The 14,987-nt window shown below is 70.0% G+C and carries 12 protein-coding genes; 7 read left to right on the top strand and 5 right to left on the bottom strand.

All coding sequences use genetic code 11. The features are described 5' to 3' along the window. Positions 1 to 454 precede the first annotated feature (454 nt). Genes ABZS61_RS02955 through ABZS61_RS02940 form a run of 4 tightly spaced genes read left to right on the top strand, consistent with a single transcriptional unit; the run spans position 455 to position 4,711 of the window. The gene (locus ABZS61_RS02955; RefSeq protein ID WP_356415203.1) at positions 455 to 3,244 is read left to right on the top strand and encodes a nitrate- and nitrite sensing domain-containing protein; all 2,790 of its coding nucleotides are present in this window, start codon (positions 455 to 457) and stop codon (positions 3,242 to 3,244) included. Further along, positions 3,241 to 3,684, top strand: coding sequence for a roadblock/LC7 domain-containing protein (locus ABZS61_RS02950; protein WP_329213100.1), 444 nt, complete (start codon positions 3,241 to 3,243; stop codon positions 3,682 to 3,684). The genes ABZS61_RS02955 and ABZS61_RS02950 overlap by 4 nt, the downstream gene beginning before the upstream one ends. 9 nt (positions 3,685 to 3,693) lie before the next feature. Continuing rightward, positions 3,694 to 4,125, top strand: a complete 432-nt coding sequence (locus ABZS61_RS02945) for a DUF742 domain-containing protein (protein ID WP_356415199.1) — start codon at positions 3,694 to 3,696, stop codon at positions 4,123 to 4,125. Next, positions 4,106 to 4,711 (top strand): ATP/GTP-binding protein, encoded by a 606-nt coding sequence (locus tag ABZS61_RS02940; protein WP_356415196.1) that lies wholly within the window; start codon positions 4,106 to 4,108, stop codon positions 4,709 to 4,711. Before ABZS61_RS02945 ends, ABZS61_RS02940 begins: the two co-directional genes overlap by 20 nt. A gap of 142 nt (positions 4,712 to 4,853) precedes the next feature. Here the strand turns inward: ABZS61_RS02940 and ABZS61_RS02935 are convergent, their stop codons facing one another. Together ABZS61_RS02935 and ABZS61_RS02930 are read right to left on the bottom strand one after the other, a co-directional pair. Then, positions 4,854 to 5,201 (bottom strand): DUF962 domain-containing protein, encoded by a 348-nt coding sequence (locus tag ABZS61_RS02935; protein ID WP_356415193.1) that lies wholly within the window; start codon positions 5,199 to 5,201, stop codon positions 4,854 to 4,856. A gap of 122 nt (positions 5,202 to 5,323) precedes the next feature. Beyond that, positions 5,324 to 6,130, bottom strand: a complete 807-nt coding sequence (locus ABZS61_RS02930) for a M15 family metallopeptidase (RefSeq protein WP_356415190.1) — start codon at positions 6,128 to 6,130, stop codon at positions 5,324 to 5,326. 59 nt (positions 6,131 to 6,189) lie between these two features. Between ABZS61_RS02930 and ABZS61_RS02925 the strand changes: the two genes are divergently transcribed. After that, positions 6,190 to 6,702 (top strand): NUDIX domain-containing protein, encoded by a 513-nt coding sequence (locus ABZS61_RS02925; protein ID WP_356415187.1) that lies wholly within the window; start codon positions 6,190 to 6,192, stop codon positions 6,700 to 6,702. Here ABZS61_RS02925 and ABZS61_RS02920 read toward each other — a convergent pair. Next, a complete protein-coding gene (locus ABZS61_RS02920) occupies positions 6,693 to 9,071 on the bottom strand; it encodes a TIM-barrel domain-containing protein (protein ID WP_356415184.1) in 2,379 nt (792 codons plus the stop codon). The genes ABZS61_RS02925 and ABZS61_RS02920 overlap by 10 nt on opposite strands. Positions 9,072 to 9,293: 222 nt before the next feature. On the opposite strand from ABZS61_RS02920, the gene ABZS61_RS02915 reads away from it, so the two are divergent. Both ABZS61_RS02915 and ABZS61_RS02910 read left to right on the top strand, forming a co-directional pair. Beyond that, positions 9,294 to 11,270, top strand: coding sequence for an acetoacetate--CoA ligase (locus ABZS61_RS02915; RefSeq protein WP_356415181.1), 1,977 nt, complete (start codon positions 9,294 to 9,296; stop codon positions 11,268 to 11,270). Positions 11,271 to 11,348: 78 nt separating this feature from the next. Further along, positions 11,349 to 12,263 (top strand): hypothetical protein, encoded by a 915-nt coding sequence (locus ABZS61_RS02910; RefSeq protein ID WP_356415178.1) that lies wholly within the window; start codon positions 11,349 to 11,351, stop codon positions 12,261 to 12,263. A gap of 73 nt (positions 12,264 to 12,336) precedes the next feature. Here the strand turns inward: ABZS61_RS02910 and ptsP are convergent, their stop codons facing one another. After that, on the bottom strand, positions 12,337 to 14,007 hold the full coding sequence (gene ptsP / locus ABZS61_RS02905; RefSeq protein ID WP_356415175.1) for a phosphoenolpyruvate--protein phosphotransferase: 1,671 nt from the start codon (positions 14,005 to 14,007) through the stop codon (positions 12,337 to 12,339). Between the two features lie 74 nt (positions 14,008 to 14,081). Next, on the bottom strand, positions 14,082 to 14,531 hold the full coding sequence (locus ABZS61_RS02900; RefSeq protein ID WP_356415172.1) for a PTS glucose transporter subunit IIA: 450 nt from the start codon (positions 14,529 to 14,531) through the stop codon (positions 14,082 to 14,084). Positions 14,532 to 14,987: the final 456 nt, after the last annotated feature.

Here is a 14,987-nt window from a genome sequence, read left to right as displayed (position 1 = left end):
GTCCGACTTCAGGGTGGCTGCCCGGCTTGCGCCCGTTCTACGCGGGCGGACCCTGCCGCTCTGCCGCACCTGCCCCGTAATGTTCTCCTGCCCCGTACAACTGGACGAACGCACGGCCGCGAAGATTCCCGCCGAACATCCTCAATCGGCCCCGTAAGGTCGCGGAACGAAGGATTCCAGCCAACTGCCGGAAGTGGCTCCGTGGCTGGTCGGTGGACTTTCCCTGTCGCTTTCGCGAATTTCATCTCGGGGAATACCCGGACAACTCGTGATCAACGAAGAGGAGGGCGGCCGAAAATCGTCCGGACACGCCTTCGAGTTGTCTGCTTGTCAGTAGTAGGCTCGCGCCGTTTGTTGACGGAACACCGACGTACCTCCGGCGGACCACCGCCGGAACACCGGAACGACACCGACACAACCACCCCCGCCGAGCGGGGTCGAGCTGGGGGAGGCCATGCGCTTTCGCGGGAAGTCCATCCGCAGGAAGATCGTGGCGTTGCTCCTGGTGCCGCTCGTCTCTCTCACGGGTCTCTGGGTCTTCGCCACCTACGTCACCGGCCGCGAAGCCGGCGAACTGATGGGTGCGAGCGCCATCGTGGAGAAGGTCGGCCACCCCCTGGAGGACACCGTCCGTGCCGTCCAGGGCGAACGCCGTCAGACGCTGGTCTTCCTCGCCGACCCCCGGGCTTCCGACGCCCTGCCGATCCTGCGCCGTCAACGTGCCGTGACCGACCGGGTCGTGGCGGACGTCAGGAGGAGCGCGCAGCAGGACGGCGTCCGCGACGCGCTGAGTCAGGACGCCGAGGCGCAGCTCGACTCGATCCTCAGCGAGGTCGACGGCCTGGACGCGCTGCGTGCGTCCGTCGAGAAGCGCACGATCGACCGGACCCGGGCTCTCGACTTCTACAACGGCCTCGTCGATCCGTGCTACCGCTTCCTCAACGGACTCCACACCATGGAGAACGTGTCGATGGACAAGCAGGTCCGGGCGCTGGTCGGAATCTCCCGGGCGCGCGAGATGCTCTCCCGCGAGGACGCGCTGGTCGCCTCGGGTCTCATCGCGGGACGCCTGGGCGCCCCCGAGCTGCGCGCCATCTCCGACCTCGCCGCCAGCCGCACCCTTCTGTACGAGGTCAACCTCGAACTGCTGCCCGGGTCCGAGAGCCGGCGCATGGAGCAGTACTGGGGAAGTCCGGACACCGAACCGCTGCGCACGGCCGAGCAGCGACTCATCGCGGCAGGACCGTTCAAGAAGCCCGGCGCCATTGATGCGGAGCGCTGGCAGGAAGTGGCCCCACCGGTCCTCGAGCACCTGGCCAACGACAGCACGGAGATGGCCAACCGCTTCCAGGACCGCGCCGAACCGGCCGGATACCGGGTCCTCATACAGGCAGGCGTCGCCGGTGTCCTCGGATTCGTCGCCCTGCTCGTCTCCGTCTTCGTCTCGGTACGCATCGGACGCGAGCTCGTCCGCGACCTCTCCCGGCTGCGCAAGGACGCCCACGAGGTGTCCGGCGTACGCCTGCCCAGTGTGATGCGGCGGCTGGCCGCGGGCGAACACGTCGATGTCGAGACCGAGGCCCCGCACCTCCAGTACGAGCGGGACGAGATCGGCCAGGTCGGCCAGGCGCTCAACACGCTCCAGCGGGCCGCCGTCGAGGCCGCGGTCAAGCAGGCGGACATGCGCCGCGGCGTCTCCGAGGTCTTCGTCAATCTCGCACGGCGCAACCAGGTGCTCCTGCACCGCCAGCTGACGCTCCTGGACACCATGGAGCGCCGTACCGAGAACAGCGACGAACTTGCCGACCTCTTCCGCCTCGACCACCTCACCACCCGCATGCGGCGCCACGCGGAAGGGCTCGTGATCCTCTCCGGGGCAGCCCCTTCCCGGCAGTGGCGCAAGCCCATCCAGTTGATGGACGTCGTACGGGCGGCGGTCGCCGAGGTCGAGGACTACGAACGCATCGAGGTGCGGCGCCTCGCCCGTATCGGTGTGGGCGGCCCCGCCGTGGCCGACCTCACCCACCTGATCGCCGAACTCCTCGAGAACGCGACCGTGTTCTCGCCCCCGCACACCGCCGTCCAGGTGCACGGCGAACGCGTGGCCAACGGCTTCACGCTCGAGATCCACGACCGTGGCCTCGGCATGGCGCCCGAAGTCCTCCTCGACGCCAACCTGCGGCTCGCCGAAACCCCCGACTTCGAACTCTCCGACACCGACCGGCTCGGCCTCTTCGTGGTCAGCCGGCTCGCCCAGCGGCAGAACGTGCGGGTGTCGCTGCAGACATCGCCGTACGGGGGGACGACCGCGATCGTCTTCATCCCGGCCCAACTGCTCACCGACGCACCCGACACCCATGGCACGGGTTTCCGCCTCGACCGCAGGGCCGAGAAGGCGATCGGCAGCGGCCGCCCGGGGAGTACCGTGCCCGGCAGCGACAAGGCCCGCAGGGACGGACTGGCGGACGTGACCACCACGGTCAGGCCGGCCGGGCTCTCCCCGGTCCCCACCGGCCTCAGCGACCCGTCCGTGCTCGACGGCCCCGTGGAGCTCGAAAGCCCTGTCGGGGCATTGGAGTTCACCGACGACCAGGCACTCGACCCGGCGCTCGCGCCCGTCCTCGACGGCGTCTCCGACCTCGAGGACACGGAGAGCGAGCGCGGCGGCATCTTCCGCGCCCGCGATCTGCGCCGGGACACCGACCGTGAACAGCACCAGCAGGCGTTCGACCCGTCCGACGTACGCGCCGGAGACGTCCGCCCGATGCGCCCCGCGGGGCCCGTACCGCTGCCGCGCCGCAAGCCGCCGACCCTGGTCACCGACCACGGCCGCCGGGTCGGCGAACCGGACCGTTCCCACTCCACGGCCCCGGACGACTTCCCGGCCGCGCCGGACGCCGCACCCGACGCGGGCACCCTCTCCGGGGCCGGCCGGCCGACGCCTTTCCCGTCGCAGCGCAGCTCCAGCGCGCGGCCGTCCGCACCGGACACCGTGGGTGGCCTGCCGCGCAGGGTCCGGCAGGCCAGCCTCGCCCCCCAGCTCCGGGAGGACGCCGCGGGCCGGACTTCCGGGCACGCCCCCGCAGACACCGCCGACGACCTCGAACGTGACGCGGACGAAGTACGCAATCGCATGGCTTCGCTTCAACGCGGCTGGCAGCGCGGCCGTCGGCAGAACGCCGAGGACGTGACCGGCCACGGCGAGACAGCACCAGGAACCACTCCGGGAGGGGACGGTCGATGACCGCACCGAACGCCGCAGCACACAACGCCTCACGCCAGGGCTCCGGCGAACTCAACTGGCTGCTCGACGAACTGGTCGAGCGCGTCGCGAGCATCCGTAAGGCGCTGGTGCTCTCCAGCGACGGCCTGGCCACCGGCACGTCCAAGGACCTGACCCGCGAGGACAGCGAACACCTGGCAGCCGTGGCCTCCGGATTCCACAGCCTCGCCAAGGGAGTGGGACGCCACTTCGACGCGGGCCGGGTCCGGCAGACCGTCGTCGAACTCGACGACGCCTTCCTCTTCGTCACCGCGGCCGGTGACGGCAGCTGTCTCGCCGTCCTCTCCGACTCGGACTCGGACGTCGGGCAGGTGGCGTACGAGATGACACTCATGGTCAAGCGCGTGGGGGTCCACCTGGCCAACGCCCCCCGGACGACCGGTCTCCCCGCCGGCGGGTGAGCGGACGGCATGAGCGCCGACTCCGACCGGGGCACCGCCTCCGGATCATCACCCACCGATGCGGGCTCCTCGCGCTGGTACGACGCCGAAGCAGGCCCGGTCGTCCGTCCCTACGCGATGACCCGGGGGCGTACCAGCAGCGCGTCCCGTCACCGTCTCGACCTGATCGCGATCGTCGTCCCCGAACCCGCGGCCGACGATCCGGGCCGTGACCAGACGCTCTCCCCGGAACACGTGGAGATCGTTGAACTGTGCAGCGACATGCCCCAGTCCATCGCTGAGCTCGCCTCCGGACTGGACCTCCCCGTCGGGGTGGTCCGGGTCCTGGTCGGCGACCTCGTCGAGGACGAACTGGTGCATGTCACCCGCCCCGTTCCGCCGGCCGAGCTGCCGGACGTGAACATTCTTCGCGAGGTGATCAATGGCCTTCGGGCGCTCTAGCCGCAGAAAGCGGCCCGTCGAGCCCGTTACCCTGAAAATCCTGGTGGCGGGCGGATTCGGCGTGGGCAAGACGACCCTGGTGGGGGCGGTCAGCGAGATCAGACCGCTGCGTACGGAGGAGAGGCTGAGCGAGGCGGGCCGCCCCGTCGACGACCTCGCCGGTGTCGAGGGCAAGAACACCACCACGGTGGCCATGGACTTCGGGCGGATCACCTTGCGCGAGGACCTGGTCCTCTATCTGTTCGGGACGCCCGGACAGGACCGGTTCTGGTTCCTGTGGGACGAACTGGCCCAGGGTGCGCTGGGGGCGGTCGTCCTCGCGGACACCCGCCGGCTGGAGGACTGCTTCGCGGCGGTCGACTACTTCGAGCGCCGCGGGATCCCCTTCACCGTCGCGGTCAACCTTTTCGAAGGGGCCGAGCAGTTCCCCGACGAAGCGGTACGAACAGCACTCGACCTCGACCCCGAGGTGCCGGTTCTCCTGTGCGACGCGCGTGACCGGGCATCGGTACGGGACGTGCTGGTAGCCGTCGTCGAACACGCGATGGCTCGGGCCGACCGGCTCCGGGAACCTGTCACGACCTGACGGCCCGGCGACAGCACTGAACGCGGCCCGTACCCCCGCCGACCGGGGTACGGGCCGCGCGTACGGTGCGGACCGGCAGTGGCCGTGGGAGGAGTCTTCACCTGCCGTGACGGACCGTCAACCCCCCGTGCGCACCCTCCGGTCAGGGGTTCTCGGCGAGCCACTTGGCGGCTGTCTCGGCCAGCTCCCCGTCGCGTCCGGCGAGCATCATGCGGATCATCTGCACATCGCCGCGCAGCGACCACGCGGGGTGCCCGAACGTGGCGGGATTGTTCTTCTCTATGAGGTAGTGCGCCGGCCAGGCGGTGCCGTACCCGATCAGGGGCAACGCCGCGGCGTACCGCTTCCGGCCGCGCGCCAGTCCGTAAGCGGTGACGGCGAGACCGGTCAGCGTTCCTGTCAGATGGACCCACCTCGTCGCCGCCCTGGAGTGCATCGCGACGTAGTAGGGCCAGAACTCTTCGTACGAATTGAACGTCTGCTGTGACATAAGGGCACCGTAATGGCTCAGGTGGCAACCGGATACGGCAGTTCCGCGTCCGATAAGGAGAACGGGCGGCCGGAGCCCACGGGGGTGGTCCCGGTCGCCCGTTCTTCGCGCCGGCGCCGCTCTCAGTGGCCGGCGACGGACCGCCTGCTCACCGGGAAGTCGAAGTACGTGTCCGGGAAGACCTCGGGCTTGTAGGTGTAGTGCCACCACTCCTCGGCCAGGTTCACGAAACCGAGGCCGGTGAGCGTCGTCTTCAGGAACTGCCGGTTCGTACGCTGGATCCCCTGCACCCTCGGGTCGTCCGTGTGCGACAAGGTGTCGAAACAGTCATACCCCGTGCCCATGTCCACCGAGTTGTCGGGGAATCGCTCGTCCGCCGGCGCGTAGCACGGCGCCAGTCGCTCGCCCGGCACGTAGGGCCTGGTCGGCAGGGCGGGCAGCTTCACCAGCGTCAGGTCGACCGTGCTGCCCCGGCTGTGACCGGACTTCTCCGCGATGTAACCGTCCTCGAACAGGCGGGTCTTGTCGACGAGCGGATAGAACTCCCCCTTCATGGTCTGGTCGTCGAGATCCTTCGCCCAGCGAACGAAGTGGTCCACCGCCCGCTGCGGCCGGTAGCAGTCGTACACCTTGAGCGAATAGCCCTGGCGCAGGAGGCTCCGCTGAGCCGTGCGCAGTGCCCGTGCCGCGGGCCGGGTCAGTATGCAGACGGGCTGCCGGTAACCCTCCACCCGCTCGCCCATGAAGGTGTGCGCGGTGGTGTACCGCATCTCTGTGATGATCGTGGGATCGACGGAGCGCAGGTCGACGAACTCCGGGGGAGCCTTGGGTTCGGGTTCGGCCCGGGCCACCGGAGCGGCAGCGGTCACGGCGAGCAGGGCGGCGGCAGCGGCGGCCGAAGCGCGGAGGGCGTGAGCAATTCCTGTCATGGGCACATCGTCCATCAGCTCGGGGGTGAAGGAGAAGAGCGATCGGATACAGTCCGCCCGTGAAGGACTCCCACTGCAGCACCTGCGGAGCCACGTACTCCGCGGACCCGTCGGTGCCCACCGCCTGGCCACGCACCTGCCCCGCGTGCGGCGCCACCGCCTACCGCAACCCGCTGCCCGTCGCCGTCACCCTCCTGCCGGTCACCGGCCCGCACGGCACCGGACTCGTCGTCATCACCCGCACCATCCCGCCGCAACTGGGCGGCATCGCCCTGCCCGGCGGCTACATCGACCACACCGAGGACTGGCGCGAGGCGGTGGTACGGGAACTGCGCGAGGAAACCGGGATCAAGGCCGACGGGACGGACGTACGGCTCGCCGACGCGCTGAGCTCTCCGGACGGCCATCTGCTCCTCTTCGGCCTGCTCCCGCCCCGCCCCGCCGCGGACCTCCCGCCTTCCGTACCGACGGACGAGACCTCGGGTTTCAAGATCCTGCACACCCCCGCGGAGCTCGCCTTCCCCCTGCACACCCAGGCCGTACGCTCCTGGTTCGCCGGCGACTACAACTGACCCGGGCCCGTGGGGGCCCGCAACCCCCGCACCCGTACCGGATACGTCACCAGGTCCTCCTCACCGTCGCGCTCGACCACGACGCGCCCGCCCGCGAGCCGGGACGTGAACCGCTCCACCTCGGACCGCGTCCACCCGTCGCCCACATCGCGGGCCACCAGCCCGCCACCCGTGCGCCCCGCCGCCGGGGCCCACACCTCCAGCTCAGTGCTTCCGTCCGCACCCCGCACCGGCAGCACCGCCCCGGCCCGCGCCAGAACCGGAATCCGCGACAGCGGCGCGTCCAGCAGAACCTGTCCCGGCCCCTCGTACGCCTCTCCGGTCGCCGTGTCGTACCAGCGGCCCCGCGGCAGCCGAACCGCCCGGCGATCCGACCCGCACTCCAGTACCGGCGCCACGAGCAGCGCATCGCCCAGCAGGAACGCGTCCTCACACTCCCGCAGCGCCCGGTCCCCGGAGTCCCCCCACCACAGCGGCCGCACATACGGCGCACCCGTCAGCCGGGCCAGCTCCGCCAGCGTCACGAAGTACGGGCGCAGCCGCTCCCGTTCCTCCAGGACGGCCCTCGCGCCACCGAGCACCTCGGGCCCGAACTCCCACGGCTCCCGCCGCCCCGCATCGACGGCCGCGTGGGTGCGGAACAACGGCAGGTACGCGCCCAGCTGGAACCAGCGCAGATACAGCTCCGGCGACGGCGACCCGTCGAACCCGCCCACATCCGGCCCCGAGTACGGCACGCCGCAGAGTCCGAGACCCAGAACCAGAGCCAGCGAGGCACGCAGCCCGGGCCACCCCGTGGCCACGTCACCGGACCAGGTGCCCCCGTAACGCTGCATCCCCGCCCAGCCGGAACGGGAGAACAGGAACGGCCGCTCATCGGGCCGCAGCCGGCGCAGCCCCTCGTACCCGGCCTGCGCCATCGTGAGGCCGTACACGTTGTGCGCCTCGCGATGGTCACCACCACGGCCCTCCAGCGCGTGCCGGGACGAACGCGGCAGCGACGGGTCCCCGAAAGCCGTGAACGCCACCGGCTCGTTCATGTCGTGCCACACCCCGGAGAACCCCTGGGCGAGCCGCTCCTCGTACAGCGTCCCCCACCACTGCCTCACCTGCGGATCGGTGAAGTCCGGATAGACGCACTCACCCGGCCACACCTCACCGAGCACCTCGCGACCCTGCGGATCCCGGACGAACGCACCAGCGGTGCCCACCTCCCGGCCGCTGTCGAAAACCCCGTTGCCCGGTGACGCCTTCACCGCCGGGTCGACGATCGACACCAGGCGCACCCCGTCCGCGCGCAACTCCTTGGCCAGCCGCGGCAGATCGGGGAACCGCTCACGGTCGACCGTGAACACCTGATGCGCGTCGTAGTGATCGATGTCCAGGTGCACCGCCGACAGGGCGAGCCCCCGCTCCCGGTACCCCGCCACCATCCGCCGCACCTCGTCCTCGCTGCCGAACCCCCACCTGGCGTGCTGCGGACCCAAGGCCCACGAAGGCGGCAGCGCGGGCGCACCGGTCAGTGCCGTCCATCCCTGCAGCACCCTCGACGGCGTACCCGCCACCACCCAGCAGCGCAGCGGACCGCCCTCCATCCGCACCTCACAGGTACCCGGCCGGTCGTGCCCGGACCCGGCACCCTCCTCACCCTCCCGGAGCGTCACGCGGCCCGACCAGGTGTTGTCGTGGAAGGCCAGATGCGTCCCCGCGTCCGACACCACCAACTGCACCGGCATCGTCAGGTACAACGGATCGTCCCCGGGACCGAACCGACCGCCCGGATCGGTGTTCCACAGCCGGTACGTCCCCCCGCGCAGCCGTGGACCGCCCGCCCGCCCACCGAGTCCGAAGAAGCGCGCGTCGGCCGGCACCTCGGAGCGCTGGACCCAACGCGCCGCACCCCCGCCCACCGGTTCCCACCACCGCGGCGGCAGCTCCCGGCGCAGCACCACACCGCCCGGCGTACGCAGCTCCACCGCCCCGTGGCGCGACACCGCCACCGTCAGCCGCTCCGACACCACCTGCCAGCCGCCGTCCTTGTCCGGCTCCAGACCCGCCCGCGGATCCGGTTCCGGCGCCGCTCCCGGCAGCGCGTAGGACGGCATCGACTCCGCACCGTCCCAGGACCAGAACACCGCACCACCGACAGCCACACGGATGCGCAACTCCGAACGGGCGAATCTCACGACGCCCCCGCCCGGTCCGGGCTCGGCCGCCACCAGAAGACCGGGAACCCGAGCCCGCTCGGGCCCCCGCGGCGGCAACGCCCGCGCGTCCGCCCGCCGTCGCCGCCAGGCGGAGCGCACCGCGCGCATTCCCTGCACAGAACCGACCATCCTCATCGAGCGCACCAGGTCACGACCATCCATGCAGGCCACCCTGCCACCCGGCCGACGGCGAACGGGGGCCGTTCAGCTTCCGTTCACCTGTGGCCGGACCACACTGCCGGGCCGCCAACCATGGCCGGGGGACCCTGGTGCGAAAGACGATCACATGGCATCGTCCGTGAATGCCGCTCACGCGCACACCCCAGCCCGTGCGCGCGACGCACGCACACCCCGCGTACCCGAGAAAGGCCAGGGAGCCACCCCATGACCTCAGAAGCCGGCGAAGCCCCCCTCTGGCAGCCCGACCCCGAACGCATCGAGGCCGCGGCCGTCACCCGCTTCCAGCGCTGGGCGGCAGAGCGGTACGGAGCGCCGGCCGACGGCGGCTACGAGGCACTGCACCGCTGGTCGGTCGACGAGCTCGACACCTTCTGGCAGGCCGTCACCGACTGGTTCGACGTTCGCTTCTCCACCCCGTACGAGACGGTCATCGGCGACCGTTCCATGCCCGGCGCCCAGTGGTTCCCCGGGGCCACCCTCAATTACGCCGAACACGCACTGCGTACCGCCGACGACCCCCTGCGCGCAGACGCCCCGGCACTGCTCCACGTCGACGAGACCCACACGCAGATCCCCACCAGCTGGTCGTCGCTCCGCAGCCAGGTCGGCTCCCTCGCGGCCGAGCTGCGCGCACTCGGCGTCACCCCCGGCGACCGCGTGAGCGGGTACCTCCCCAACATTCCGCAGGCCGTCGTCGCCTTCCTCGCCACGGCTGCCGTCGGCGGAGTCTGGACCTCGTGCGCCCCCGACTTCGGTGCCCGCAGCGTCCTCGACCGCTTCCAGCAGGTCGAACCCGTCGTCCTGTTCACCGTCGACGGCTACCGCTACGGCGGCAAGGAGCACGACCGCACCGAGACCGTGGCGGAGCTCCGACGCGAACTCCCCACCCTGCGCGCCGTCGTCCACATCCCGCTCCTCGGCACGGACGCGCCCGACGGAGCCCTCGAGTGGTCCGCGCTCACCGCCGCTGACGTCGAACCGGTCTTCGAACAGGTCCCCTTCGAGCACCCGCTCTGGGTGCTGTACTCCTCCGGGACAACCGGACTCCCCAAGGCGATCGTCCAGTCGCAGGGCGGCATCCTCGTCGAACACCTCAAGCAGATCGGGCTGCACTGCGACCTCGGCCCCGAGGACCGCTTCTTCTGGTACACCTCCACCGGCTGGATGATGTGGAACTTCCTCGTCTCCGGCCTGCTCACCGGCACCACGGTCGTGCTGTACGACGGAAGCCCCGGATACCCGGACGTCAGTGCCCAGTGGCGGGTCGCCGAACAGACCGGAGCGACCCTCTTCGGAACCTCCGCGGCCTACGTCATGGCCTGCGCCAAGGTCGGCATCCATCCGGGCCGCGACCACGACCTCAGCCGCGTCCAATGCGTCGCCACCACCGGTTCCCCGCTTCCGCCCGACGGTTTCCGGTGGCTCCACGACGAGGTGGCCGAGGACCTGTGGATCGCCTCCGTCAGCGGCGGCACGGACGTCTGCAGCTGCTTCGCGGGCGCGGTCCCCACCCTGCCGGTCCACATCGGCGAACTGCAGGCCCCCTGCCTCGGCACGGACCTCCAGGCCTGGGACCCCGCAGGGAAGCCGCTGACCGGCGAGGTCGGCGAGCTCGTCGTCACCCGCCCCATGCCCTCCATGCCGATCCACTTCTGGAACGACCCCGACGGCAGCCGCTACCACGACAGTTACTTCGACATGTACCCCGGCGTCTGGCGTCACGGCGACTGGATCACCCTCACCGGCCACGGCTCGGTCATCATCCACGGACGCTCCGACTCCACCCTCAACAGGCAGGGGGTGCGGATGGGATCCGCAGACATCTACGAAGCCGTCGAACGGCTCCCCGAGATCCGCGAGTCCCTCGTCATCGGCATCGAGGAGCCGGACGGGGGCTACTGGATGCCGCTCTTCGTCCACCTCGCCGAAGGTGCCGCGCTCGACGACGACCTCCGCAACAGCATCAAGCAGACGATCCGCGAGAACCTCTCCCCACGCCACGTACCGGACGAGGTCATCGAGGTCCCCGGCATCCCGCACACCCTCACCGGCAAACGCATCGAGGTTCCGGTCAAGCGACTCCTCCAAGGCACGGCCCTGTCCAAGGCGGTCAACCCCGGCTCGATCGACAACCTCGAACTCCTCCACTTCTACGAGAACCTCGCCCGCGAACGCCGCTGACCCGGTCACCGAGGGCACCGTTGTCAGTCCCCCTGATTACGCTGAGTGAGCATCGATCGACAGCGCACAGGGGGACTCATGGCGCACATCAAGCAGACGAAACGCACCCACCACCGCTCCGGCACATCCATGCGACGCGCGCTACGCCGCGAAGCACCTAATACCGTCGGCCTCCTGGTCGACGCCGAGGACTTCGCGGCGATGCGTCACTACCGGAGCTTCACCTTCGACGATCACTCCATCTATCTCCAGGAGGTCGAAGGCCTGCTCAAAACCCTCGCAGCGCAGGGAATGCACACCACGGTCGCCCTCTTCGACCCGGAGGACTACGCCGAGTTCTGCACCGACGCGGACCTCGATCCGGACGACCGCACGAACCGCAGCCGCTTCACCGCCGAAATCGCCGCAGCCGGTGCAACCGTGGCCTATACGGGCCAGCCCATCGACGCCCTGATCCCGCTCCTCGTGTCGCGCGCCGTCCGCCGGGCGACCTGGGAGTACGCCACCGTGCTCCTGGCAGACCTCGGCGACTGCGCAGACTGCGGGCAGGACATCGGCAGGGCAGCCTTCGACCGGGCCTCCCACCTGTTGACGCGCCTGCTGGAGACAGCAGGTCCGGGTACCCACCACGCGGTCTGCAGCACACCCACGGAGGACGAACAACTCCTCGCCGTGCTCCACACGACGAGGCGCGCCGACGGTCCGGTGCAGCTCGCATCGTCGGAAGGGGCGGAGTTCGCCACCGTTCTCGCCGTCGGCATCGCACGCGAGGCGCGGGGAGGTGTGGTGCTGCGCACCAGCACCACGGATGCTCCGGACCGGGTCTACGGCTGGCGTCTGATCCGCGGCGGACTCGTCCCACTCACCGCGGGCGAGGTCTTCAGCGCCTACTGCACCGACGCCGACACGGGCGAACCGGTCTCGCCGGAGTCGAACGTGGAGTACTGCGCAGGCTTCGACCTCGGCGCCGACGAGCCGGAGGAGCACCACTGACGAAAAGAACGAAGGGGGTTCCCGCCTGCAGGCGGGAACCCCCTTCACAACCGACCAGGCAAGTCGGGCGGCGTCACTCGCCCGACAGCACCGCCTGGGCCGCGACCCGCGCCTCTTCGGCGGAGTCCGTCGCACGAGCGGCGGAAGCGGCACGCTCGCACTGCGCGAGCGTGTACTTCGCCAGCGTGGCGCGCACATAGGGAATGGAAGCGGCACCCATGGACAGCGAGGTGACACCCAGACCGGTCAGCACACAGGCAAGCAGCGGATCCGCGGCAGCCTCTCCGCAGACGCCACAGCTCTTGCCCTCCGCCCGGGCCGCGTCGGCCGACAGAGCGACCAGATCCAGGAGCGCCGGCTGCCACGGGTCCTGCAACCGGGAGACGGCGCCCACCTGCCGGTCGGCTGCGAAGGTGTACTGCGCCAGGTCGTTGGTACCCAGCGACAGGAACTCCACCTCCTGCAGGATCGAGCGAGCCCGCAGTGCGGCGGAGGGAATCTCCACCATCGCACCGAACTTCGCCTGCAGTCCGGCCTCACGGCACGCGTCCGCGAACGCCTTCGCGTCCGCACGGTCGGCCACCATCGGGGCCATGACCTCGAGGTAGACGGGCAGCCCCTCGACCGCCTTGGACAGGGCGGTCAGCTGCGTGCGCAGCACATCGGGGTGGTCCAGCAGACTGCGCAGCCCACGGACACCGAGCGCCGGGTTCGGCTCGTCCGCCGGAGTCAGGAAGTCCAACGGCTTGTCCGCACCGGCGTCGAGCACCCGCACGACAACGCGCCCCTCGGGGAACGCCTCCAGCACGGCGCGGTAGGCCGCGATCTGCTTCGCCTCGGTGGGCGCCTGCTTGCTGTCGTCCAGGAACAGGAACTCGGTACGGAACAGCCCGACGCCTTCGGCGCCGGCCTCCAGCGCCGCCGGCACGTCGGCGGGACCGCCGACATTGGCGAGCAACGGGACCTTGTGGCCGTCGGACGTGGCACCGGGACCGGTCGTGGCGGACAACGCGGCCTTGCGGGCCGCCGCAGCGCTCTCCATCGCCGTGCGCTTCTCGTCGCTCGGCTCGACGAAGACCTCACCGGTACTTCCGTCCACCGCGACGACGGTGCCCTCGGCGATCTCCCCGGCTCCCGGGAGAGCGACGACGGCCGGAACGCCGAGCGCGCGCGCCAGAATGGCACTGTGACTCGTCGGACCGCCCTCCTCGGTGACGAACCCGAGCACCAGAGCCGGGTCCAGCAGGGCGGTGTCGGCCGGGGCCAGGTCGCGCGCAATCAGTACGTACGGCTCGTCGCTGTCAGGAACACCCGGCATCGGAACGCCGAGCAACCGCGCAACGATCCGGTTCCGCACATCGTCGAGGTCCGCGACGCGGCCGGCCAGATACTCCCCGGCATTGGCCAGCAGAGCCCGGTACGAGGCGAACGCGTCGTAGACCCCACGCTCCGCGGTGCTGCCGACTGCGATGCGGCGATCCACATCGGCCATGAGCTCCGGGTCCTGCGCCATCATGGCCTGGGCCTCGAGCACGTGCTGGGCCTCGCCGCCGGCCAGATTGCCTCGCGCGATCAGGTCGGCCGCGACAGCTTCCACGGCCTGGCGGGCGCGCCCCTGCTCGCGCTCTGCCTCCTCCGTAGGAATCTGTTTGGCGGGCGGCTCCAGCACCGCCGTACCCATGTGCCGAACTTCGCCGATCGCCACACCGTGGCTGACGCCGACGCCTCGCAGCGTTGTCTCCATTTCACCCGTCTCCGGTTGTGCGGCGGCTGTGCCACCGCGGTGATTGCCCACTGACAGTTTCTGCACCAATGGTGTTACTGCCAGCCGAACAGTGCGTCTCCGACCTTCACGTCGCCGTCCTCGCGCACTTCGGTAAGAGAATCGGCGGTGGCCTCGAGCGCCACGATCGGGCAGATCGCCGACTTGCCGGCTGCCTCGACGGCGGCCGGGTCCCACCGCACGATGCCCTGACCGCGGGTCACGGTGTCCCCCTTGTTCACGAGGAGCTCGAAGCCCTCGCCGTTGAGCTGTACGGTGTCGATCCCGAGGTGGGTCAGCACCCCGTGTCCCTCGGCGTCCACGACGACAAAGGCGTGGGGGTGCAGGGAAACGACGATGCCGTCGACCGGAGAGACGGCCTCGGAGGGCTCGCGCACGGGGTCGATGGCGGTACCGGGACCAACCATGGCGCCGGAGAAGACCGGGTCGGGAACCGCGGTGAGTCCGATGGCGCGGCCGACAAGCGGGGACGTCACTGTGGTCATGGGGAGCCTCCCAGGGGGTGGAGCTTCGTCTGTTGTCGCCGTACCGACTGATGGGGACGGCGTACTGATCAGCAGCGTAAGTCATATGAAGTCACGGTTCCGCCCGAGAGCTACCGGTTGGCAGACCTAGGGGTACACCGCGAACGATTTGCCTCGCCTCACAGCGGCCTGTACTGTCGTACTCCTGCCTGGCCCCAACACGACTTTGAGTCGGGGGTCGGCGGCGACTCCCCAGTACCGAACTTTCAACCTGAGCCTCATTCTGCTTGTTTGCAGGAGCTGGTCAAGGAAAAGGAAAAGGGCTGATAGAGTCGGAATCGCCGGAAAGGGAAAGCGCGAAAGCGAAGAACTGGAAAGCGGCCCCGCTTCGACCGGGAATCGGACACGAAAGAGTCTGATAGAGTCGGAAACGCAAGAACGAAGGGAAGCGCCCGGAGGGCCCCGGTGAAACGGGAC

The sequence above is a fragment of the Streptomyces sp. NPDC005566 genome (assembly GCF_040605575.1).
GTDB lineage: Bacteria > Actinomycetota > Actinomycetes > Streptomycetales > Streptomycetaceae > Streptomyces.
Note: the sequence above shows the minus strand (reverse complement) of the source record. Positions and strands in the feature narration are given on the sequence as shown.